The sequence below is a fragment of the Dickeya oryzae genome (genome assembly GCF_020406815.2).
Taxonomy (GTDB): Bacteria; Pseudomonadota; Gammaproteobacteria; order Enterobacterales; family Enterobacteriaceae; genus Dickeya; species Dickeya oryzae.
Window position 1 is genome coordinate 1,141,554 of the sequence record NZ_CP162670.1, and the last position, 22,654, is coordinate 1,164,207.

General features: G+C 51.3%; 16 protein-coding genes, 3 tRNA genes, 3 rRNA genes and 1 other annotated feature (1 of these 23 running past the window's edge). Of the genes, 14 read left to right on the forward strand and 8 right to left on the reverse strand.

The features are described from left to right. Positions 1–56: a sequence feature (Phe leader region), on the reverse strand; it reaches 71 nt to the left of the window's first position. Positions 57–267: 211 nt separating this feature from the next. After that, positions 268–603 (reverse strand): ribosome-associated translation inhibitor RaiA, encoded by a 336-nt coding sequence (raiA, locus tag LF929_RS04885; RefSeq protein ID WP_012885808.1) that lies wholly within the window; start codon positions 601–603, stop codon positions 268–270. A gap of 287 nt (positions 604–890) precedes the next feature. Beyond that, positions 891–1,622, reverse strand: a complete 732-nt coding sequence (gene bamD, locus LF929_RS04890; RefSeq protein WP_012885807.1) for an outer membrane protein assembly factor BamD — start codon at positions 1,620–1,622, stop codon at positions 891–893. A gap of 133 nt (positions 1,623–1,755) precedes the next feature. Here bamD and rluD point away from each other — a divergent pair, with 133 nt between their 5' ends. From rluD to LF929_RS04935, 9 genes are all read left to right on the forward strand, one after another. After that, entirely contained in the window at positions 1,756–2,733 is a 978-nt protein-coding gene (gene rluD, locus LF929_RS04895; protein WP_210175786.1) for a 23S rRNA pseudouridine(1911/1915/1917) synthase RluD, read from the forward strand. A gap of 19 nt (positions 2,734–2,752) precedes the next feature. Beyond that, positions 2,753–3,478 (forward strand): purine nucleoside phosphorylase YfiH, encoded by a 726-nt coding sequence (gene yfiH / locus LF929_RS04900; RefSeq protein ID WP_210175787.1) that lies wholly within the window; start codon positions 2,753–2,755, stop codon positions 3,476–3,478. A gap of 134 nt (positions 3,479–3,612) precedes the next feature. Next, the gene (clpB, locus tag LF929_RS04905) at positions 3,613–6,186 is read left to right on the forward strand and encodes an ATP-dependent chaperone ClpB (RefSeq protein ID WP_038908802.1); all 2,574 of its coding nucleotides are present in this window, start codon (positions 3,613–3,615) and stop codon (positions 6,184–6,186) included. 486 nt (positions 6,187–6,672) lie between these two features. After that, positions 6,673–8,214, forward strand: a 16S ribosomal RNA gene (locus tag LF929_RS04910). A gap of 86 nt (positions 8,215–8,300) precedes the next feature. After that, positions 8,301–8,376: transfer RNA gene (locus tag LF929_RS04915), tRNA-Glu, on the forward strand. A 193-nt stretch (positions 8,377–8,569) separates the two neighbouring features. Beyond that, positions 8,570–11,476, forward strand: a 23S ribosomal RNA gene (locus LF929_RS04920). A 131-nt stretch (positions 11,477–11,607) separates the two neighbouring features. Next, positions 11,608–11,723, forward strand: a 5S ribosomal RNA gene (gene rrf / locus LF929_RS04925). Together the 16S, 23S and 5S rRNA genes with 2 tRNA genes alongside form the textbook arrangement of a ribosomal RNA operon. Before the next feature lie 67 nt (positions 11,724–11,790). Beyond that, a tRNA-Asp gene (locus LF929_RS04930) sits at positions 11,791–11,867 on the forward strand. A 192-nt stretch (positions 11,868–12,059) separates the two neighbouring features. Further along, positions 12,060–12,851 carry an endonuclease/exonuclease/phosphatase family protein gene (locus tag LF929_RS04935; RefSeq protein WP_038908801.1) on the forward strand — a complete coding sequence of 264 codons (792 nt, stop codon included), beginning with the start codon at positions 12,060–12,062 and terminating at the stop codon, positions 12,849–12,851. 53 nt (positions 12,852–12,904) lie between these two features. Here the strand turns inward: LF929_RS04935 and mltD are convergent, their stop codons facing one another. Both mltD and gloB read right to left on the reverse strand, forming a co-directional pair. After that, complete coding sequence (mltD, locus tag LF929_RS04940; RefSeq protein ID WP_038908800.1) at positions 12,905–14,302, reverse strand: murein transglycosylase D; 1,398 nt, start codon at positions 14,300–14,302, stop codon at positions 12,905–12,907. A gap of 70 nt (positions 14,303–14,372) precedes the next feature. Beyond that, on the reverse strand, positions 14,373–15,128 hold the full coding sequence (gene gloB, locus LF929_RS04945; protein ID WP_210175601.1) for a hydroxyacylglutathione hydrolase: 756 nt from the start codon (positions 15,126–15,128) through the stop codon (positions 14,373–14,375). A gap of 46 nt (positions 15,129–15,174) precedes the next feature. Between gloB and LF929_RS04950 the strand changes: the two genes are divergently transcribed. Continuing rightward, the gene (locus tag LF929_RS04950; protein ID WP_038905317.1) at positions 15,175–15,894 is read left to right on the forward strand and encodes a class I SAM-dependent methyltransferase; all 720 of its coding nucleotides are present in this window, start codon (positions 15,175–15,177) and stop codon (positions 15,892–15,894) included. Between the two features lie 28 nt (positions 15,895–15,922). Here the strand turns inward: LF929_RS04950 and rnhA are convergent, their stop codons facing one another. Continuing rightward, positions 15,923–16,489, reverse strand: coding sequence for a ribonuclease HI (gene rnhA / locus LF929_RS04955; RefSeq protein WP_193744478.1), 567 nt, complete (start codon positions 16,487–16,489; stop codon positions 15,923–15,925). On the opposite strand from rnhA, the gene dnaQ reads away from it, so the two are divergent. Together dnaQ and LF929_RS04965 are read left to right on the forward strand one after the other, a co-directional pair. Continuing rightward, on the forward strand, positions 16,443–17,177 hold the full coding sequence (dnaQ, locus tag LF929_RS04960) for a DNA polymerase III subunit epsilon (RefSeq protein WP_038908796.1): 735 nt from the start codon (positions 16,443–16,445) through the stop codon (positions 17,175–17,177). The genes rnhA and dnaQ overlap by 47 nt on opposite strands. A 130-nt stretch (positions 17,178–17,307) precedes the next feature. Further along, a tRNA-Asp gene (locus LF929_RS04965) sits at positions 17,308–17,384 on the forward strand. A 157-nt stretch (positions 17,385–17,541) separates the two neighbouring features. Here LF929_RS04965 and speD read toward each other — a convergent pair. The 3 genes from speD to LF929_RS04980 all read right to left on the reverse strand — a co-directional run bounded on the left by speD (position 17,542) and on the right by LF929_RS04980 (position 19,686). Next, positions 17,542–18,336, reverse strand: a complete 795-nt coding sequence (gene speD / locus LF929_RS04970; protein ID WP_016942103.1) for an adenosylmethionine decarboxylase — start codon at positions 18,334–18,336, stop codon at positions 17,542–17,544. 30 nt (positions 18,337–18,366) lie between these two features. Beyond that, the gene (gene speE / locus LF929_RS04975; protein WP_038908795.1) at positions 18,367–19,230 is read right to left on the reverse strand and encodes a polyamine aminopropyltransferase; all 864 of its coding nucleotides are present in this window, start codon (positions 19,228–19,230) and stop codon (positions 18,367–18,369) included. Between the two features lie 108 nt (positions 19,231–19,338). Then, entirely contained in the window at positions 19,339–19,686 is a 348-nt protein-coding gene (locus LF929_RS04980; protein ID WP_012885795.1) for a YacC family pilotin-like protein, read from the reverse strand. A 232-nt stretch (positions 19,687–19,918) separates the two neighbouring features. Between LF929_RS04980 and LF929_RS04985 the strand changes: the two genes are divergently transcribed. Both LF929_RS04985 and LF929_RS04990 read left to right on the forward strand, forming a co-directional pair. Then, positions 19,919–21,526 carry an iron ABC transporter permease gene (locus LF929_RS04985; protein ID WP_210175602.1) on the forward strand — a complete coding sequence of 536 codons (1,608 nt, stop codon included), beginning with the start codon at positions 19,919–19,921 and terminating at the stop codon, positions 21,524–21,526. A gap of 7 nt (positions 21,527–21,533) precedes the next feature. Beyond that, positions 21,534–22,601 (forward strand): ABC transporter ATP-binding protein, encoded by a 1,068-nt coding sequence (locus tag LF929_RS04990; protein ID WP_210175603.1) that lies wholly within the window; start codon positions 21,534–21,536, stop codon positions 22,599–22,601. Positions 22,602–22,654: the final 53 nt, after the last annotated feature.

Sequence of the window (22,654 nt, forward strand, 5' to 3'; positions counted from 1 at the left end):
CCCCCGCATTGGGGAGAGTAAAGAAGAATACGAAGAAAAACAGTTGTGGCGTCATGTGACTATATCCTTATAGGGAATGCTGTTTAAGGTAACTGTTGCCTTTTCATCCTGTCAACACAAAATCACAAGGAGCGATGAACAATGCCGCGTGCCGTTCAGCAGTACCGACGCTGCCAGCATAAAAAACGCGCCTTACGGCGCGTTTCAGACAACGGAGAGAATCTGTTACTTAACACAAGGATACGGTAGTTCCTCCACCCGCTCCTGTTATTCCGCCGAAGCCTGTAAGTTTACATCTTTGATGCCAGCGTCTGCCCTGCGAGCTTCGCCTTTGTGCTGGACTTTGTTTAGCTGCCGCTCCAGTTTGGCGATCAGTTCATTGATAGCAGCATACATATCTTCATGTTTGGCGCTGGCCACCAGTGGGCCATTTGGCGTGCTAATGGTCGCATCAGCCACAAAACCCTGAGGCTCTTTGGACAGGATTATGTGCGGATTGATCAACTGGGCCTGCCACTTATCCAGTTTGGTGAGACGGTCTTCGACATGCTGACGTATTGCGGGGGTAATATCCATCTGTTTGCTGGTAATGTTGATAGTCATAAAAACTTACCTCTCTGCCTTTTCCGTCTTGGTGATTTCAGCATACCCCTAGACGATACAAAGTGGGTGATTTTGATCACTTTTTTTGGTCACTTTTCCGTCATATGAATTGATTTGTGAGCGGCTTTGGGGAATCGGTGCGGCGGGCTTGTCGCTTCATCAGGCGTGTGCCATTATCTATTGGATGTATTGAGTGATTTTTACAGGTAAATTGGCGAAATTCGTCGATACGACGGTAAAAAAACGGCAACCTAAGTTGCCGTGATAATGCAGATTCAGGTGTTCCTTCACGCAGGATTGGCGGCAATAATCCGGGCCACCTTGTCGGCTTCTGCAGTCAGTCGCAATTCCCGATAGGCATTTTCCATCAGCGGTAGCGCAGTGCGCGTCGCCTGCGTGTCTGGATAGTCCTTCAGCATTTGCTCTACACGGTTAACCACCGCAACATAGGCGCCGCGTTTCGTGTAATACTGTGCGACAGAGAGTTCATACTTGGCCAAACGTTCTTTCAGGAATGCCAGGCGTTTACTGGTGTCCGTTGCGTACTGGCTGTTCGGGTACCCCTGGAGTAACTGATTGAACGCCTTAAATGCCGCACGGGCATACTGAGGATCACGGTCTGAACGATCGACGCCAAAGAAACCTTGCAGCGCGCTGTCATCCTGCGCCATGTTGGTCAGCCCACGCATGTAGAGGACATAGTCCACGTTTGGATGCGTTGGGTTAAGGCGAATGAAACGATCAATCGACGCCTGAGCCAACGGCAACTCGGCGGATTTGTAATAGGCGTAAATCAGGTCTAGCTGGACCTGCTGGGAGTAAGGGCCGAATGGATAACGGTTATCCAACGCTTCCAACTGCGTGATGGCTGCTTTAAAGTTGCCGTCCTGCAGTTTTTCCTGGGCGGTGGCATACAGTTCTGAAGGTGGACGGTCGGGAACCGCATCTTTGGAATTGGAGCAACCAGCCAGCGTCAGGCTCAACGTGGCAGCAGCCACCAGGTATTTCATACGCGTCATGACGATTTGATTATCCTCAGAGTGTTTTTCCGGGAAACTGTCCGTTAAGCTCCCGATTAAGACCAGCTACAATGGTACATTATTTTAAACGGCATCGCCGTTAAAACCCAACGTTAATAAGAAGCAGCATACTATGTCCCAACAAGTACAACTCACCGCGACGGTGGCCGAATCTCAACTTGGACAACGTTTAGATCAGGCTTTGGCCGAATTGTTCCCTGATTATTCGCGTTCTCGCATAAAAACATGGATTTTGGAACAGCGGGTACAGATTAACGGCAATATGGTCGATAGACCAAAAGAGAAAGTGCTTGGTGGAGAGTCCGTTGCCATTGATGCCCTTATTGAGGAAGACGCGCGCTGGGAAGCCCAGCCGATTTCGCTGGATATTGTGTACGAAGACGACGATATCCTGGTGATTAATAAACCTCGTGACCTGGTCGTACACCCGGGGGCAGGCAACCCGGATGGTACGGTGCTGAATGCGTTGTTACATCATTATCCGGAGATTGCGGATGTGCCACGTGCCGGTATTGTTCACCGCTTAGACAAAGATACCACCGGGTTGATGGTGGTAGCGAAGACGGTGCCAGCACAGACCAGATTGGTTGAATCGCTGCAGGCGCGTGAAATCACCCGTGAATACGAAGCCGTAGCCATCGGTACGATGACAGCAGGCGGTACAGTCGATGAGCCAATCGCACGCCATTCGACCAAGCGTACCCATATGGCGGTGCACCCGATGGGGAAACCCGCCGTTACTCACTATCGTATTATGGAACATTTCCGTGCGCATACTCGCTTGCGGTTGCGGTTGGAAACAGGAAGAACCCACCAGATCCGTGTCCACATGGCACACATCAATCATCCCTTGGTGGGAGACCCGTTGTATGGCGGTCGTCCGCGTCTGCCTAAAGGCGCGTCCGATGAATTTATCGAGACGCTGCGCAATTTTGATCGTCAGGCGCTGCATGCCACCATGTTGCGGCTTTATCATCCTATCAGCGGTATTCAGATGGAGTGGCATGCGCCGTTGCCCCAGGATATGGTAGATCTGATCGCTGCACTGAAAGCGGATACCGAAGCGTTCAAAGAGCAACTTGACTGGTGATGGCATGTCGTTTGACAGCATGATGTTAATACCGGACTGGCCGGCCTCGGCTCGGGTGCGGGCCTGCAGCACTACACGTTTAGATGGGGTCAGTAGCGCACCCTATGATTCACTCAATCTGGGGAATCATGTGGGAGATTCTCCGCTGCACGTTCAGGACAACCGACAGCGTCTGCTCGCCACTGCTGAATTGCCTGTCATGCCACATTGGTTACAGCAGGTGCATGGCACTCAAGTGATTAATCTTGATCAGGTGTCATCTGATTCACTGACAGGGGATGCCGCTTATACTACCCGTCAGGATCGGGTATGTGCAGTAATGACGGCAGACTGTTTACCGGTTCTGTTTTGTTCAGCTAATGGCGATGAAGTTGCAGTTGCACATGCAGGCTGGCGGGGTTTACAGGCCGGTGTACTCGAAGAGACGCTACGCCATTTTCATGCTCGCCCGGCAGATATTCTGGCGTGGATGGGGCCTGCTATTGGTCCGCAGCAATTTGAAGTCGGGGGGGAGGTTCGTGAGGCTTTTCTGCAAGTTGACCCCATTGCCGATTGCGCTTTCGTTCCCCGCAATGGTAAATTCCTTGCCGATATTTATCAGCTGGCCCGTTTGCGTTTGGCGGCTGCTGGTGTCACCCAGGTGTTTGGTGGCGAGTACTGTACGGTCAGCGATTCGGGTAGATTTTTCTCTTATCGACGCGATGGTATGACCGGACGTATGGCAACTTTGATTTGGCTGATATAACCTATTGAATTAAGACGATCCGGAGGATTAACGTTTTTCCTTCTATTATTACTGGCAAAATAATCTTGAATTTTTGAGGAATGACCTCATTTAATCTCCAGTAGCAATTTTGACCAGTATGTATGGGAGGAGTTATGCGTCTGGATCGTCTTACCAACAAATTCCAGCTTGCCCTCGCTGATGCCCAATCTCTCGCCCTCGGACGAGACCATCAATTCATTGAACCATTGCATTTGATGAGCGCCCTTCTTAATCAGGAAGGGGGGACTGTCGGCCCGTTGCTGACGGCCGCCGGTGCGAACGTCAATCGCCTTAAAAATGAAATCGAGCAGGCAATCAGTCGTTTACCACAGGTGGAAGGCACCGATGGCGATGTTCAACCGTCCAGTGAGCTGGTACGGACGCTCAATATCTGCGACAAGCTGGCGCAGAAAAAGGGCGACACTTTCATTTCTTCAGAATTATTTGTGCTGGCGGTATTTGAATCGCGCGGGACACTTGGCGATCTCTTAAAGAACGCTGGAGCGACACAACAGAACGTGACTCACGCAATCGAGCAGGTTCGTGGTGGGCAGCAAGTCAACGATCAGAGCGCTGAAGATCAACGTCAGGCGCTGAAAAAATTCACGATCGACCTTACCGAACGCGCAGAGCAAGGTAAGTTGGATCCGGTGATTGGCCGTGATGAGGAAATTCGCCGTACCATTCAAGTGCTACAACGCAGAACCAAGAACAACCCGGTTTTAATTGGTGAACCTGGTGTCGGTAAAACGGCGATTGTCGAGGGACTGGCGCAGCGTATCGTCAATGGTGAAGTCCCCGAAGGTTTGAAAAATAAACGAGTGCTGTCACTTGATATGGGCGCACTGGTTGCCGGGGCAAAATACCGTGGTGAGTTTGAAGAACGCCTGAAAGGCGTACTGAATGACCTGTCTAAACAGGAAGGTAGTGTCATTCTCTTCATCGACGAACTGCACACCATGGTCGGTGCTGGTAAGGCTGATGGTGCGATGGATGCAGGTAACATGCTGAAGCCAGCATTAGCGCGTGGCGAACTGCACTGTGTCGGTGCTACCACACTGGATGAGTACCGCCAGTTTATTGAAAAAGATGCTGCACTCGAACGTCGTTTCCAGAAGGTGTTCGTCGCTGAGCCGACGGTTGAAGACACGATCGCCATTCTGCGTGGTCTGAAAGAACGGTATGAGCTGCACCATCACGTGCAAATCACCGACCCCGCGATTGTTGCAGCGGCTATGCTGTCGCATCGGTATATCTCAGATAGAAAATTGCCGGATAAAGCTATCGACCTGATTGATGAGGCCGCTTCCAGTATCCGCATGCAGATTGACTCGAAACCAGAACCGTTGGATCGCCTTGATCGCCGAATTATTCAGTTAAAACTGGAACAACAGGCCTTAAAGAAAGAGTCGGATGAAGCCAGTCTGAAACGTTTGGAGATCCTCAATACCGAACTGGAGCAGAAAGAGCGCGAATACTCGAAACTGGAAGAAGAGTGGAAAGCGGAAAAAGCGTCGCTGACTGGCACACAAAATATTAAAGCAGCACTGGAACAAGCCAAGATTTCTCTGGAGCAGGCAAGACGCCAGGGGGATTTAGGGAGAATGTCAGAACTGCAGTACGGCAAAATCCCTGAACTGGAAAAACAGCTGGCGGCAGCCACGCAGGTTGAAGGTAAAACCATGCATCTGCTGCGCAATCGCGTAACCGATGCCGAGATTGCTGAGGTTCTGGCCCGCTGGACGGGGATTCCGGTTTCACGGATGCTGGAAAGTGAACGAGAAAAACTGCTGCGTATGGAGCAAGAGCTACACCAGCGGGTCATTGGGCAGAATGAAGCGGTAGAGGCTGTCGCTAACTCGATTCGTCGTAGCCGTGCCGGGTTGTCGGATCCCAATCGTCCTATTGGTTCATTTTTATTTCTCGGCCCGACCGGTGTGGGTAAAACCGAGTTATGCAAAACACTGGCGTCATTCTTGTTCGATAGTGATGACGCGATGGTGCGTATTGATATGTCCGAGTTTATGGAAAAACATTCGGTTTCTCGGCTGGTCGGTGCGCCTCCAGGATACGTTGGTTATGAAGAAGGCGGATATCTGACTGAAGCGGTACGTCGTCGGCCTTATTCCGTTATCTTGCTGGATGAAGTGGAAAAAGCGCATCCTGATGTGTTCAACATTCTGCTTCAGGTGCTGGATGATGGCCGCTTGACTGATGGGCAAGGCCGCACGGTGGACTTCCGTAATACGGTGGTGATCATGACGTCTAACCTCGGGTCGGATCTTATTCAGGAACGATTCGGCGAAATGAATTATGGCCAGATGCGTGACATGGTGTTAGGCGTTGTCAGCCATCATTTCCGCCCTGAGTTCATCAACCGCATCGATGAGGTCGTGGTGTTCCATCCATTGGGACAAGCTCATATTACGTCTATTGCTCAGATCCAATTGCAGCGTCTTTATAAACGCATGGAAGAGCGGGGTTATACCGTGTCTATCTCTGATGCTGCGCTGGAATTACTGGGTAAGTCAGGGTTTGACCCTGTCTACGGTGCTCGTCCGCTGAAAAGGGCTATTCAGCAGATGATTGAAAATCCGTTGGCACAGCAAATACTGTCTGGGGCTTTAGTACCAGGGAAAGCAGTGACGTTGGATGTAGAAAACGACACCATTGTTGCCCGACAGTAGTTATTCACGAGTCGTTGATCACGAATAGAAGTGTCGTGTCTTTAAAACCCGAACACCGGTTTACTGCTGGGGTTCGGGTTTTTTATCACCAATGTGTTCAAAAAATATTCTGATAATGGCGTTTTGGGTGAAAAAGTGAGCTGTCAGGTTTTTTTGTGAAAATTACGCTTGTCAGGCCGGAATAACTCCCTATAATGCGCCTCCACTGACACGGCAACAGCGGCAACGCAGCGCGGTGTCAGGAAGTGGAAACGAAAATAATCGTTGACACTTCATGAGGAAAGCGTAGTATACGCCACCTCGCGACAGCAGGCTCAGGCCGGTCGCACTGCTCTTTAACAATCAATCAGACAATCTGTGTGGGCACTCGCAGGACACTTCACTAAAAAATTAGTGAAAGTCTTGAAGAGTGACAACAGTTAATTCATTACGAATAAACAGTAAATTCTTTGAGCACCGTTTTCTTCGGAAAACACATCAAACTTTAAATTGAAGAGTTTGATCATGGCTCAGATTGAACGCTGGCGGCAGGCCTAACACATGCAAGTCGGGCGGTAGCACAAAGGAGCTTGCTCCTTGGGTGACGAGCGGCGGACGGGTGAGTAATGTCTGGGAAACTGCCTGATGGAGGGGGATAACTACTGGAAACGGTAGCTAATACCGCATAACGTCGCAAGACCAAAGAGGGGGACCTTAGGGCCTCTTGCCATCGGATGTGCCCAGATGGGATTAGCTAGTAGGTGAGGTAAAGGCTCACCTAGGCGACGATCCCTAGCTGGTCTGAGAGGATGACCAGCCACACTGGAACTGAGACACGGTCCAGACTCCTACGGGAGGCAGCAGTGGGGAATATTGCACAATGGGCGCAAGCCTGATGCAGCCATGCCGCGTGTGTGAAGAAGGCCTTCGGGTTGTAAAGCACTTTCAGCGGGGAGGAAGGGAGCAGACTTAATACGTCTGTTCATTGACGTTACCCGCAGAAGAAGCACCGGCTAACTCCGTGCCAGCAGCCGCGGTAATACGGAGGGTGCAAGCGTTAATCGGAATGACTGGGCGTAAAGCGCACGCAGGCGGTCTGTTAAGTTGGATGTGAAATCCCCGGGCTTAACCTGGGAACTGCATTCAAAACTGACAGGCTAGAGTCTCGTAGAGGGGGGTAGAATTCCAGGTGTAGCGGTGAAATGCGTAGAGATCTGGAGGAATACCGGTGGCGAAGGCGGCCCCCTGGACGAAGACTGACGCTCAGGTGCGAAAGCGTGGGGAGCAAACAGGATTAGATACCCTGGTAGTCCACGCTGTAAACGATGTCGATTTGGAGGTTGTGGTCTTGAACCGTGGCTTCCGGAGCTAACGCGTTAAATCGACCGCCTGGGGAGTACGGCCGCAAGGTTAAAACTCAAATGAATTGACGGGGGCCCGCACAAGCGGTGGAGCATGTGGTTTAATTCGATGCAACGCGAAGAACCTTACCTACTCTTGACATCCAGCGAACCTTGTAGAGATACGAGGGTGCCTTCGGGAGCGCTGAGACAGGTGCTGCATGGCTGTCGTCAGCTCGTGTTGTGAAATGTTGGGTTAAGTCCCGCAACGAGCGCAACCCTTATCCTTTGTTGCCAGCACTTCGGGTGGGAACTCAAGGGAGACTGCCGGTGATAAACCGGAGGAAGGTGGGGATGACGTCAAGTCATCATGGCCCTTACGAGTAGGGCTACACACGTGCTACAATGGCGTATACAAAGAGAAGCGACCTCGCGAGAGCAAGCGGACCTCATAAAGTACGTCGTAGTCCGGATTGGAGTCTGCAACTCGACTCCATGAAGTCGGAATCGCTAGTAATCGTAGATCAGAATGCTACGGTGAATACGTTCCCGGGCCTTGTACACACCGCCCGTCACACCATGGGAGTGGGTTGCAAAAGAAGTAGGTAGCTTAACCTTCGGGAGGGCGCTTACCACTTTGTGATTCATGACTGGGGTGAAGTCGTAACAAGGTAACCGTAGGGGAACCTGCGGTTGGATCACCTCCTTACCGAGTAGAAGTGCCTGCGTGGTGTCCACACAGATTGTCTGATGATAAGAAAGAGTCAAAAGCGTCTTGCGAAGCTGACAAGTGATGTCCCCTTCGTCTAGAGGCCCAGGACACCGCCCTTTCACGGCGGTAACAGGGGTTCGAATCCCCTAGGGGACGCCAGTATGACTGACAGTGGGTGAAAGGCACGGTCAACGCTAACCTAAAACTGATTAGAGATAGTCAGGTTTATGTTATCTGCTCTTTAACAATCCGGAACAAGCTGAAAAATTGAAACGACAGCATGTGAGTGAGAATTCATGTGTTGTTCGAGTCTCTCAAAATACTCATATCCCGAGACACTTTCGGGTTGTGAGGTTAAGCGACTAAGCGTACACGGTGGATGCCTAGGCAGTCAGAGGCGATGAAGGGCGTGCTAATCTGCGAAAAGCGTCGGCAAGGTGATATGAACCGTTATACCCGACGATACCCGAATGGGGAAACCCAGTGTGACTCGTCACACTATCATTAACTGAATCCATAGGTTAATGAGGCGAACCGGGGGAACTGAAACATCTCAGTACCCCGAGGAAAAGAAATCAACCGAGATTCCCCCAGTAGCGGCGAGCGAACGGGGAGGAGCCCAGAACCTGAATCGGCTTGTGTGTCAGTGGAAGCGTCTGGAAAGGCGCACGATACAGGGTGACAGTCCCGTACACGAAGATGCACAGGTTGTGAGTTCGATGAGTAGGGCGGGACACGTGGTATCCTGTCTGAACATGGGGGGACCATCCTCCAAGGCTAAATACTCCTGACTGACCGATAGTGAACCAGTACCGTGAGGGAAAGGCGAAAAGAACCCCGGCGAGGGGAGTGAAATAGAACCTGAAACCGTGTACGTACAAGCAGTGGGAGCACCTTTAGGGTGTGACTGCGTACCTTTTGTATAATGGGTCAGCGACTTATATTCTGTAGCAAGGTTAACCGAATAGGGGAGCCGCAGGGAAACCGAGTCTTAACTGGGCGTCTAGTTGCAGGGTATAGACCCGAAACCCGGTGATCTAGCCATGGGCAGGTTGAAGGTTGGGTAACACTAACTGGAGGACCGAACCGACTAATGTTGAAAAATTAGCGGATGACTTGTGGCTGGGGGTGAAAGGCCAATCAAACCGGGAGATAGCTGGTTCTCCCCGAAAGCTATTTAGGTAGCGCCTCGTGAATTCATCTTCGGGGGTAGAGCACTGTTTCGGCTAGGGGGCCATCCCGGCTTACCAACCCGATGCAAACTGCGAATACCGAAGAATGTTATCACGGGAGACACACGGCGGGTGCTAACGTCCGTCGTGAAGAGGGAAACAACCCAGACCGCCAGCTAAGGTCCCAAAGTCATGGTTAAGTGGGAAACGATGTGGGAAGGCCCAGACAGCCAGGATGTTGGCTTAGAAGCAGCCATCATTTAAAGAAAGCGTAATAGCTCACTGGTCGAGTCGGCCTGCGCGGAAGATGTAACGGGGCTAAAACCATGCACCGAAGCTGCGGCAGCGACACTTAGGTGTTGTTGGGTAGGGGAGCGTTCTGTAAGCCTGTGAAGGTGGCCTGTGAGGGCTGCTGGAGGTATCAGAAGTGCGAATGCTGACATAAGTAACGATAATGCGGGTGAAAAACCCGCACGCCGGAAGACCAAGGGTTCCTGTCCAACGTTAATCGGGGCAGGGTGAGTCGACCCCTAAGGCGAGGCTGAAAAGCGTAGTCGATGGGAAACAGGTTAATATTCCTGTACTTGGTGTTACTGCGAAGGGGGGACGGAGAAGGCTATGTCATCCGGGCGACGGTTGTCCCGGTTTAAGCGTGCAGGTGGGTGGACCAGGTAAATCCGGTCTGCTGTTAACACTGAGGCGTGATGACGAGGCACTACGGTGCTGAAGTGACAGATGCCCGGCTTCCAGGAAAAGCCTCTAAGCATCAGGTAACATTGAATCGTACCCCAAACCGACACAGGTGGTCAGGTAGAGAATACTCAGGCGCTTGAGAGAACTCGGGTGAAGGAACTAGGCAAAATGGTGCCGTAACTTCGGGAGAAGGCACGCTCCTGTTGGTGAAGTCCCTTGCGGATGGAGCTGAGGGGAGTCGCAGATACCAGCTGGCTGCAACTGTTTAATAAAAACACAGCACTGTGCAAACACGAAAGTGGACGTATACGGTGTGACGCCTGCCCGGTGCCGGAAGGTTAATTGATGGGGTTATCCGTAAGGAGAAGCTCTTGATCGAAGCCCCGGTAAACGGCGGCCGTAACTATAACGGTCCTAAGGTAGCGAAATTCCTTGTCGGGTAAGTTCCGACCTGCACGAATGGCGTAATGATGGCCAGGCTGTCTCCACCCGAGACTCAGTGAAATTGAACTCGCTGTGAAGATGCAGTGTACCCGCGGCAAGACGGAAAGACCCCGTGAACCTTTACTATAGCTTGACACTGAACCTTGAGCCTTGATGTGTAGGATAGGTGGGAGGCTTTGAAGTGTGGACGCCAGTCTGCATGGAGCCAACCTTGAAATACCACCCTTTAATGTTTGATGTTCTAACCTGGGCCCGTAATCCGGGCTGGGGACAGTGTCTGGTGGGTAGTTTGACTGGGGCGGTCTCCTCCCAAAGAGTAACGGAGGAGCACGAAGGTTAGCTAATCCTGGTCGGACATCAGGAGGTTAGTGCAAAGGCATAAGCTAGCTTGACTGCGAGAGTGACGGCTCGAGCAGGTGCGAAAGCAGGTCTTAGTGATCCGGTGGTTCTGAATGGAAGGGCCATCGCTCAACGGATAAAAGGTACTCCGGGGATAACAGGCTGATACCGCCCAAGAGTTCATATCGACGGCGGTGTTTGGCACCTCGATGTCGGCTCATCACATCCTGGGGCTGAAGTAGGTCCCAAGGGTATGGCTGTTCGCCATTTAAAGTGGTACGCGAGCTGGGTTTAGAACGTCGTGAGACAGTTCGGTCCCTATCTGCCGTGGGCGTTGGAAGATTGAGGGGGGTTGCTCCTAGTACGAGAGGACCGGAGTGAACGCACCGCTGGTGTTCGGGTTGTCATGCCAATGGCACTGCCCGGTAGCTACGTGCGGAAGAGATAACCGCTGAAAGCATCTAAGCGGGAAACTTGCCCCGAGATGAGTCTTCCCTGGGAACTAGATTCCCCTGAAGGGACGTTCGAGACGAGGACGTTGATAGGCTGGGTGTGTAAGCGTAGCGATACGTTGAGCTAACCAGTACTAATGACCCGAGAGGCTTAACCTTACAACACCGAAGGTGTTTTGGTGAGAGAGACAGAGACGAGATTTTAGCTTGTTCGAGGATTGGATGGCGTGGTGTAGCGATACACGGCGACATGAAGAATCAGGACGTTGAACAGACGTCAAAAGAATTTGCCTGGCGGCGAGAGCGCGGTGGTCCCACCTGACCCCATGCCGAACTCAGAAGTGAAACGCCGTAGCGCCGATGGTAGTGTGGGGTCTCCCCATGCGAGAGTAGGGAACTGCCAGGCATCAAATTGTGGTGTAAGTAAGACACCGGTTATCGGATTGACTCCTCTGATAACATACAGAATCGGTGGTGCGGTAGTTCAGTCGGTTAGAATACCGGCCTGTCACGCCGGGGGTCGCGGGTTCGAGTCCCGTCCGCACCGCCAACTTATAGAAGCCCTAAGCATAAGCTCAGGGCTTTTTACTTTTCTAAGACTCTCTCTTCGACAAAGAGAACGCCGTTCCTTTCCTATTCGCCGTTACTGTGTCGAATTTCTCATCTGACTGCTTATACCCATTGAAACGTGAAGGTAAAAACCCTATAACGATTAACAGTACACGGGTATAGCAGGAATAAAGTGCACAAGAAAACCTATGCGATGAGGTATGTCGCCGGGCAACCGGTAGAGCGTATCTTTCAGCCTTCGGCAATGCATTATTTAAAACAGCAGCCGGCATCCTCGGAACCTCTGATGGTAACGGAGGATCCTCTACGGATAATGGTATGGAATATTTTTAAACAACAACGTACGAATTGGTTGTCTGTTCTAAAGCACTTTGGTCAACGCACACAGCTCATGTTATTGCAGGAAGCACAATCGTCCCCCGAACTGATCCGTTTTGCCACAACGCACTATCTTTCTGCAGAACAGGTACCCGCTTTTGTACTTCCTACCCATCCTTCAGGTGTAATGACGTTATCTTCAGCTCTGCCTATGTATTGTTTTCCTCTGCGTGAACGAGAGCCGCTAATTCGTCTGGCCAAATCAGCATTGATCACCGTGTATTCGTTGAGTGATGGACGGTTGTTAATGGTCATTAATATCCATGCTGTCAATTTCAGCCTGGGAGTAGAGGCCTATACCAATCAGCTTGAGACCATCGGTGAGCAATTGAAACGTCACTCTGGGCCAGTGATTATGGCTGGGGATTTTAATGCATGGAGTCAGCCTAGGGTGAGCGCACTTTATCGGTTTGCCCATCGGATGGGGCTTTGTGAAGTGTCGTTTTCCAATGATCAGCGGCGCAGGGCGTTTGGCAGACCACTGGATTTCGTTTTTTATCGGGAACTGGCGGTAACTGATTCGTCGGTACTGGTTACAGATGCTTCTGATCACAACCCCTTACTGGTCGAGTTTGGTATTGCGTGAGATCTGCTATATCACTACCAATAAAAAAACCGCCTAAGTGGCGGTTTTTTGTATCAGGAGTCGGGTGATTGTCTTCTGGTGACATAAAGTGTCAGTCGATCGCCTGGCTGAAGGTTGGCATCTTTAATGACCGTATTCCAGCGCATGACGTCAGCAATGTTAACGCCATGGCGTTTGGCAATGCTTGCCAGCGAATCACCTTTACGAACCTGATAAATGATCGAGTTCGACTTATTGCTTGCTACTACACCTGCCGTCACGGATGTGGTTGCCTTAGCAACCTGCAATGTCTGACCCACTTTCAGAGCACTACCCTTAAGGTGGTTCCAGTTTTGCAGGTCCTGCGTACGGACATTCATCCGTTTAGCGATACTCGATAACGTATCGCCAGAACGAACTTTATATCCGGCAGAGCGAGTCGCCACAGTCGGCTGCACAGTTTTGGTCGGCTGGATCGCAGCAATATCACCATCAGCTAATGAGTCTTTCAACTGTCCTACATGGGACTTGGGCACCATAATGTAATGCGGACCGTTAGGTGCGGTAACATCACGTGTGTAGCCCGTGTTGTAGCTCTTAAGCTTAGTGACAGACAATCCCGCCAGCTCGGCAGCTTGTGTCAACTCCATCTGCTGGCCTAAATCAACGCGTGCCAATGCACGGTTTTCATTAGGTCTCGGCAGTTCAACTCCGTACTTTTTGCTGTGCTTGAGAATATCGCTCAGCGCCAACATTTTGGGCACATAGGTTGACGTTTCATATGGCAACGCCAGCGCCCAATAATTTGTTGGACGACCTTTCGCTTTATTCGCTTTCACCGCTTGCATGATTCGCCCTTCACCGGCGTTATAGGCGGCTACGGTCAATAACCAATCGCCGTCAAACATACGGTTCAGGCGCTGCATCATGTCCAGCGCAGCAGTCGTAGATGCAACAACATCACGACGTCCATCGTACCACTGGGTATGTTTCAACCCATAATTGCGCCCTGTGCCAGGAACAATTTGCCAAAGCCCTACGGCGTTGGATGATGATCTGGCATTTGGGTCAAAAGCGCTCTCCACTATGGGTAGCAGTACCAGTTCCATCGGCATCTTACGTTCTTTAATCTGCCCGACTATCCAGTACATGTACGGCTCTGCCCGTAATGTTACATCGTGGAGATAGCTCTTATTTTTTAAGTAACGCTGTTTTTGCTCGCGGATCCGGGTATTTTCCGGAACCTCCATCTTCAGCTCGTCGCCAATGAAGTTCCACAGGTCTTGCTGCGCGATGCTTTCATCATCCAGCCATCGCGTACCGGTCTCTCGACCATCTGTGTACTTTCCTGCTTCACCTTGACCTGCCGAAGACAGACTCTGTGCATGCTGTCTGGGTTGAGAGGTGTCATTGGGTGGCACCTGGCAACCTGTCAACACGACTGAGGCGATGAATATCGCTTTAGTCTTCATATCTGTGTCAATAGTTGCTTAAAAGACAGACAATGATACTTTGATTGGCAATTCAGTACAACAAAAACCGTCAGAATTGGTCTTTCAATGCACGTAAATGCGCAAAAATCTGCCAATCACCCTGGGTGTCCGTATTGATGGACAATTTTCTTTTTAAATCAATGTCATGGTAGCGTAAAAAAATATTTATTCTTCGTTCCCGGCCCAGTGTGGAGGGGAGGGATGATTCTCCTTTTTCACGTAATTGCCTGATTTTTACAAGGTAATCATAAATATCTACATCTTCTGGCCAAATCTGGTGGGCAAAGGCCAGATTGGACAATGTGTACTCATGCGCACAACATACTTGGGTTTCATCGGGTAAATCAGCCAACTTGATCAATGATTCGAACATTTGTTGTGCTGTACCTTCAAAAATGCGACCGCACCCAGCAGAAAACAGCGTATCGCCGCAGAACAGATATGGGTGGCTATAGTACGCGATATGTCCTGCGGTGTGTCCAGGCACGAAAAAAATAGAAAATTCCGAACCTGCGACGGTAATCTTGTCTCCCTCTTGTACTGTATGTGTCACACCACAGCGTTTAGTTTCCTGTGGGCCGTAAATGTGTATGTCGGGGTAATGAGTGGCCAGTTGCTGGACACCACCGGTATGGTCATTGTGATGATGGGTCAACAGAATCGCGGCGGGAGATAGCCCATACTGTTCCAGTGCCTGAAGTACGGGTGTGGCATCTCCTGGGTCCACAATCACACAGTGTTTTTCATCATTAGCCAGCAGCCAAATGTAGTTATCTTTGAAAGCCGGTACACTGATAAGATTCATGCTGCATCCTCGTTGTTGATGGTTAGCTTGTGGACGATTCTAAAACATGAAGCCAGCACAAACATCCCAGAAAATCGTGGCGCCTGATAGTTGGGAAGCCATTCCCTGGGGAGAAAACTATCTTCACACTCTGAATACTGCACTGGCCCCTTGGTGGAGTCGGATATTCGGATTTCATCTGCTAAAAATTGGCGGATTGAGCATCGCGATTGACAGCCAGACGTGCACTATCCCACATCAGGTGAATGTCAGTCGCGATCAGCAGGCGCATGTTATGGCTGATCCCTATCAACTTCCATTTATAGAGAAATCCGTGGATGCCTGTCTACTGACCCATGTCCTGGCGTACTCTGCCGATCCTCACCGTATCGTGCGCGAGGTAGACCGGGTTTTGATTAATGATGGATGGGTCATCATCAGTGGTTTCAACCCGGTTAGTCTGGTGGGGATGGGGCGTCTGGTACCAGGAATGCGCCGACGCCAACCCTATTGTAGCCGTATGTTTAGCCAAATGCGGATGATGGATTGGCTGAGCCTGCTGAACTACGAAATTGTGCATCATAATAGTTTGCAGGTACTACCGTGGCGTGAGCCAGGGCAGGGCAAATGGAACAATACGCTACCACTACTGGGGTGCCTGAATCTGATCGTTGCACGCAAACGTACCATCCCACTGACCATGACGCCGAGCAAAAGCTTGTTAAGAAAATCACCGATGCATCGCCCGGTAGGGGCGACGAAAAGCTACCGGTATCGGCATGATTAATCACCTGACAGGCGAGTGATAGTGCAGATTATTCAGGCTGATAGCCGGTGTCATCAAGGGTTGGTGCATTAGCCGCCTGGCGTGCCAACTCATCGCAGCGTTCGTTTTCTGGATGACCGGCATGCCCTTTGACCCACAACCAGCGCAGAGTATGGCGCTGAATTGCAACATCTAACCGTTGCCACAGGTCGATGTTCTTTACCGGCTTTTTCTCAGCGGTCTTCCAGCCGCGTTTTTTCCAGTTGTGGATCCAACTGGTAATCCCCTGGCGGACATATTGGCTATCAGTACTGAGTGTAACATCACAAGGCGAGGTCAGGCTTTCTAGTGCGACGATCGCCGCCATCAGTTCCATCCGGTTGTTAGTGGTTAGCCGGTAGCCTGCGCTCAGTGTTTTTTCGTGCTGCTTGTAGCGCAAAAGCACTCCGTAGCCACCCGGGCCAGGATTGCCGAGACAGGAGCCGTCGGTGAAAATCTCAACCTGTTTTAGCATCTCTGGTAGACTCTTATTCATGGTCAAAAGCATAAGTCTGACATAAACGAAATCGATGAGCACTGCAATTACACGACAAATCGTTCTTGATACGGAAACCACCGGTATGAATAAGCTGGGGGTTCACTATGAAGGGCACAAGATTATTGAGATTGGTGCGGTTGAGGTGGTGAATCGTCGCCTGACCGGGCGTCATTTCCATGTTTATCTTAGGCCGGACCGTCTGATAGACCCGGAAGCCTATAATGTTCATGGCATTAGCGATGAGTTTCTGGCTGATAAGCCGACTTACGCTGAGGTTGCCGATGATTTTATCGATTTTATCCGCGGTGCGGAGCTGGTGATCCATAACGCGTCGTTTGATATCGGCTTTATGGACTATGAGTTCCGGTTGCTGGGACGAGACATCCCCAAAACGGAAACCTTCTGCACTATCACCGATAGCCTGCTGATGGCTCGCCGGTTATTCCCCGGCAAGCGTAATAACCTGGATGCATTGTGCGACCGTTACCAGATAGATAACAGCAAGCGTACGCTGCACGGTGCGTTACTGGATGCCGAGATTCTGGCTGAAGTCTATCTGTCGATGACTGGCGGGCAAACGTCACTGGCTTTTTCGATGGAAGGGGAGAACCAGCAGCAGACAGTGCAAGCCGAAACCATACAGCGTATTTCACGCCCGGCATCGGCGTTGACGGTGTTGTACGCCAGTGATGACGAGTTAGTAGCGCATGAGCAACGGCTGGATTTAATTATGAAGAAAGGCGGCAACTGCCTGTGGCGCAACTGAGGTAGGGTGTCTTGATCACAAAGACACCATTGCGCTGAAAATGTAAGCAAACAGAAGCGGTTAGTGATAAAAAGCGTTGACGCAACCGGTGTCGGACCGTAGTATTCACCTCGCTCACTGAGCATAGCGCGGTGCGGTAGTTCAGTCGGTTAGAATACCGGCCTGTCACGCCGGGGGTCGCGGGTTCGAGTCCCGTCCGCACCGCCAATCATTCCGAAGCCCTGAATCATCTGGTTCAGGGCTTTTTCGTTTCTAAAGCACAAATACAATGCTTTATCTTTGCGCAGTGACGCGTACTTACCTTGTCAGGAATAACGGGCGAAGATTTGCCGGAACCTGAGGGCATATGCCCTCAGGTGGATGATCATACGGTTGCGATGTTTCTGCCGTAATAGATTTCCTGCATCTCACGATACAGCAAGTCCGTGATACGTTTACGCTCTTCGGCGCTCAGCTCTTGAGGGCTGACGTTAAACAGGTAGTGCTTCAGGTCGAAATCCTTCAGCAGCATTTTGGTGTGAAAAATATTTTCCTGGTAAACATTAACATCCATCAGATGATAGAGCGATTTCATGTCGTCAGACATGAAGTTCTGGATTGAGTTGATCTTATGGTCGATAAAATGCTTAACACCATTGATGTCGCGGGTAAAGCCACGCACACGGTAGTCAATGGTTACGATATCCGATTCCAGTTGATGGATCAGATAGTTCAGTGCCTTCAGCGGTGAAATGACACCACAGGTCGATACTTCTATATCCGCGCGGAACGTGCACAGGCCGCCACCAGGATGGCTTTCCGGATAGGTGTGCACACAGATGTGGCTTTTATCAAGGTGTGCGACGACGGAATTCGGCAAGGGGCCGGGATGTTCGGAGGTATCCACATCGCGCGGATCCATCGGCTCTTCGCTGACCAAAATGGTCACACTAGCGCCTTGCGGTTCATAATCCTGGCGAGCAATGTTCAGAATATTGGCGCCAATGATGGAACAGGTTTCACTCAGGATTTCTGTCAGACGGTTTGCGTTGTACTGCTCGTCAATATACGCGATGTAGCCATCGCGATCGGCGGGCGTTTTCGCATAACAGATATCGTAGATACAAAAACTCAGGCTCTTGGTCAGATTGTTAAAGCCATGTAGTTTCAGCTTTTGCAATTTAATTCACCCCCTTATGGATGCCAGTGATCAGCGTGCCGCTGACAGGGCATTCAGTAAATATTGTGGCAGGGCAAAGCTGCCGATATGGATGGCTGGGTTGTAATAGCGGCATTCGATTTCCGCTGCGGCAAACCGTCGTTGCAGGCTCTGTTGGTCGATAGCACGCAACGCCGGGTTATTACTGGCCCAGGCAAAGGTCATGATCCCGCCATAATATGTGGGAATGGCTGTCTGATAAAAACTGACATCACTGAAATAGTGGCTCAGTTTCTGATGGCTGTTAACAGCCTCATCCTGCTGCAGGAAACAGACGCCATTCTGTGCCACGAAGATCCCGCCGTCGTTCAAGCAACGCGCGCACCCCTGATAAAAATCCGAGGTAAACAGACTTTCACCCGGGCCGATGGGGTCGGTACAGTCGGAAATGATGATATCGAACTTTTCCTGGCAGGCATTGACGAAGTTAACACCGTCGTCAATCACCAGACGAAAACGTGGGTCATCGTAAGCGCCCGCGCTGTGGTTGGGCAGGTACTGGCGGCAGAACGACACGACACCCGCGTCGATTTCGACCATCGTTATCTGCTCGATGTGACGGTGACGACAGACTTCGCGCAGCATTCCGCCATCGCCGCCACCGATGATCAACACACGCTTGGCGTTGCCATGGGCGAGCAACGGAACGTGGGTCATCATTTCGTGGTAGATGAACTCGTCGCGTTCGGTGGTCTGCACAACCCCATCTAATGCCATTACCCGGCCTAGCGCCGCGTTTTCGAAGATGATCAGATCCTGATGGTCAGTTTTTTCATGATAGAGCACCTGGTCTATTGAAAAGTACTGACCGAAGTTGGCATGCAGGGTCTCATACCAAATTTCTTTCTGGGACATGTTAGGGCTTCCTCCGCGATAACAGCCATGAAAATTGGCGCGCTATGATAGCTAACTCTCATGGTGCTTGCACGGTCAAATTTCACGCAATGCGGAGGATTTTAAGCTTTACTGTGTAGTGGCGAGTAAACTGAGTGAGTTCCGGGCCAAAGACTGACACTTCTTCGGTGTGGGAATAGCGATACCGCTGAGATCACGGTAGCTGGCTTCGCCAAGCGCAATCATGTCGAACTGGTTGTAATTGCTGAGATCCCAGCGGTTTTGTTGGGCAAAAATAACCAGCGCCCGGCGAATCTGATCGTTGGGAAGGTCTTTATAGCCACAGTTGTTTTTCAGATAAACGAAAATGGCGGTCAGATCGGCGAGGTCTTCTGCCTCGAAATCATTCAATGCCTTACTGGCGGAGGAGAAGCCCAACAATGAGAGCAGGAGCAGCACCAGCGCGGAGTGTTTCATAATTTAACCTGTTTCATCTTTCATTAGATGACGTTATCACAGTTACCGGCCCTGATTTCAAGTTTTATTCAGATCAGCGTGATATCCGGTAATCGGCTGTTGGGCGGGGTCAAACGAGGTGCTGTTTGTTCAATGGGATAATTACCGGCCATTTATCGGCGATTGATACCATGACGCCAGCGCGCGGCTTTGATATTAATAGTGCAGTTTAAATTTATTTTACCGATTTCTCATGACTTCAGGTATCTGGCGCATTAGTAGTGTGCTGTTGGCGGTGATCCTTCTGTTCCCGCTAGTGACTATCGTCGGCATGGCCTTTTTCGCCCCCGGCAACGCGGTATTGGCGTTATGGCAAGCTCTGCCCGTTTATGGGACGAACTCGCTGATGCTGGTGATCGGTTGCGTGCTATTCAGCTTGCTGTTTGCGCTGCCTTTGGCCTGGTTGATGTCACATTACCGTTTTACCGGCCAGGTATGGCTACATCGGGCATTGCTGCTGCCGCTGGCGGTGCCTGGGTACATGTTGGCGGCTGTATATGGCGACCTGTTTGAGTACGAAGGGCCGGTTAAACAGACGCTCTACGCTCTATCATTTACTTCTGCTCGCGTACCCCAGACATTCTGGCATCAAGTCTGGATGGTGGGCTGTGCCAGTCTCTGTCTTGCGCTGGTGTTGTTTCCCTATATCTACCTGTTGGTGCGTACTGCGTTAATGTCACAGTCTGTCAACCTGCGGCAGGCTGCCTTGTTGATGAATCATACCCGTGCTCAGGTTTTCTGGCGTGTGGTGTTTCCCATGGCGCGCCCGGCGATCGCTCTTGGAATGGTACTGATGGCTTCTGAGGCGCTCGGTGATTACGGCATCTCTGCCTATTTCTCATTACGGACGGTGACGACGGCGGGTCTGGATTTGTGGCGTGACAAAGCGCAGCACGGGACGGCCGCGTTATTGATGTCGTTATTGCTGCCGTTGGTATTCCTGATATGGTTTCAGGCGCGCCGCAGTCGTGCACGTCAATTGCGTTATCAACAGTTGGGTAGCGTTTGCCCGAAAGATCTGCCGGTTTTGCGTGGGTGGGCGCGTTTTCTGACGGTACTGCTCGGCTGTGGGCTGGTGGTGATTGCGTTTGTCGTACCCGTTGGTCGCCTGGTGTGCTGGGCCGTGCTGTCTGAAGCACCGATCTGGAGCCTGCCATTCTTGCTGGCATTTACCAGTAGTGTGATGGCGGCTGCCTGCGCAACATTGCTGGTGATTGGACTGGCCGTCGTGTGTACGTTTGATTTCAAGGCAACGGGCAACCCGGCTTACCGTAACCCGCTGCGTTGGGTCAATATTAACCGCTTGTTACCCTCGACGGCGCTAGGTATGGGGCTGTTGGTGCCATTCCTCGGACTGGATGCCTGGCACGCCTCGCCCGGTGGCGTGGTGGATGACCCCTGGGCGGGGTCGGTACTGGTGCTTATCCTGGCTTACTGCATGCGCTTTAGCGGTTTATTGATCGATCGGCTACAAATTCGGATCTCCCGTTTACCGGGCGCGATGAATCATGTCAGTCAGTCGCTGGGGTATACACCTGTACAGCAAGTGTTGTGGGTCTATTTGCCGCAGTTACGCCATTGTCTGGTGGTTGGCGTGTTGTTGGTGTTTACCGAAAGCCTGCGTGAGTTGAATGCATCGCTGCTGTTGCAGCCGTTTGAGGTGGAAACCATGGCGACTTATGTGTTTCGTTTCATCATGGATGAACGGCTGCCGTTGGTCGCTACACCTGCGTTGATGCTGGTCGGTGTGGGGATGATCCCACTATTTGGGATCACCCGATTGATGCGAATGGAAGGATAGGAACGTTATGACGACTCCGGAGATTCTGACGATAACCTCGCTCAGTTGCGGCTACCCATCGGTTTCTGTATTAGAGAATGTGGGTTTTTCGGTGCATGAGGGAGAGATGGTGTGCCTGCTGGGAGCCAGTGGTGATGGTAAAACCACGCTGCTGAAATCGATAGCGGGTCTGCTGTCGCCGGAAAAAGGCCGAATAGCTATTGTCGGTCAGAAGGTCGTTCCTCCTCAAACCCAACGTGGTGAAGCCTCACCAGGCGTAGTCGGGATGGTGTTTCAGGACGATGTGTTGTTTCCTCATCTGACGGTGATGGAAAACATTACTTTTGGGCTACGTGGTAAGTCATCCGAAGAAATCAGTACGCTGGCAATGGATGTGGTGGGGGTGATGCAACTGGAAACGTTCACCCGTTGCTACCCGCATGAACTTTCTCGCGAGCAGTATCAGCGTGCCGCCATTGCCCGGGCGCTGGCGTGTCAGCCTAAACTGTTGTTGCTGGATGAACCTTTTTCCTCCATTGATAGTCAGCTTCGCTACCAATTGATCAGCGAATTGCGGCAAATCCTGCGGCAGCGGCAGATAGCCACGCTATTTGCGACCTCTGACCGGGAGGATGCGTTTGCGTTTGCCGACCATCTGATTCTGATCCATGACGGTGGTATTGTGCAGCAGGGATTTTCCGCCGATCTCTACTACCGGCCGGTTAACCGCTATGTGGCGAGTTTTATGGGTAACACCAACTACCTGCCAGTGAAGATTAGTGGTGACAGGCAATGGCAGAGTTTTCTCGGTGAGCATCAGGCAACACGGGCGTTGAAATTACCTCATGGCGCACAATATGACTGGTTGGTTCGTCCGCAAGAAATCGCACTGGCCCTTGATGAGGATGGGCCGGGGGTGATCGAGGACCGGTTATTCATGGGAAACAGCAATTTTTACCGTATTCGGGTTAATGAACTGGCGCTCCAGGTGCAAAGTGGTAACTGGTTTGAGCCCGGACAGCCGGTTCGACTCAGTATTCGCATTGATCAGCCGGTTCTGTTCCCGCCGCAATCTGCGGTAAGTGCTCAGGAATAGCGGGCCTGAGGCCCGCGCTGCCGCTAGTGTACCGGTATGTGGTTTATCACCGC

What these genes read in the sequence shown, in the direction of transcription:
- LF929_RS04990 (WP_210175603.1), top strand. Translation starts at nt 21,534, where the DNA reads ATGACGACTCCGGAGATTCTGACGATAACCTCGCTCAGTTGCGGCTAC.
- rluD (WP_210175786.1), top strand. Translation starts at nt 1,756, where the DNA reads ATGTCCCAACAAGTACAACTCACCGCGACGGTGGCCGAATCTCAACTT.
- LF929_RS04950 (WP_038905317.1), top strand. Translation starts at nt 15,175, where the DNA reads ATGAAGCCAGCACAAACATCCCAGAAAATCGTGGCGCCTGATAGTTGG.
- yfiH (WP_210175787.1), top strand. Translation starts at nt 2,753, where the DNA reads ATGATGTTAATACCGGACTGGCCGGCCTCGGCTCGGGTGCGGGCCTGC.
- LF929_RS04985 (WP_210175602.1), top strand. Translation starts at nt 19,919, where the DNA reads ATGACTTCAGGTATCTGGCGCATTAGTAGTGTGCTGTTGGCGGTGATC.
- gloB (WP_210175601.1), bottom strand. Translation starts at nt 15,128, where the DNA reads ATGAATCTTATCAGTGTACCGGCTTTCAAAGATAACTACATTTGGCTG.
- clpB (WP_038908802.1), top strand. Translation starts at nt 3,613, where the DNA reads ATGCGTCTGGATCGTCTTACCAACAAATTCCAGCTTGCCCTCGCTGAT.
- speE (WP_038908795.1), bottom strand. Translation starts at nt 19,230, where the DNA reads ATGTCCCAGAAAGAAATTTGGTATGAGACCCTGCATGCCAACTTCGGT.
- raiA (WP_012885808.1), bottom strand. Translation starts at nt 603, where the DNA reads ATGACTATCAACATTACCAGCAAACAGATGGATATTACCCCCGCAATA.
- LF929_RS04980 (WP_012885795.1), bottom strand. Translation starts at nt 19,686, where the DNA reads ATGAAACACTCCGCGCTGGTGCTGCTCCTGCTCTCATTGTTGGGCTTC.
- dnaQ (WP_038908796.1), top strand. Translation starts at nt 16,443, where the DNA reads ATGAGCACTGCAATTACACGACAAATCGTTCTTGATACGGAAACCACC.
- mltD (WP_038908800.1), bottom strand. Translation starts at nt 14,302, where the DNA reads ATGAAGACTAAAGCGATATTCATCGCCTCAGTCGTGTTGACAGGTTGC.
- bamD (WP_012885807.1), bottom strand. Translation starts at nt 1,622, where the DNA reads ATGACGCGTATGAAATACCTGGTGGCTGCTGCCACGTTGAGCCTGACG.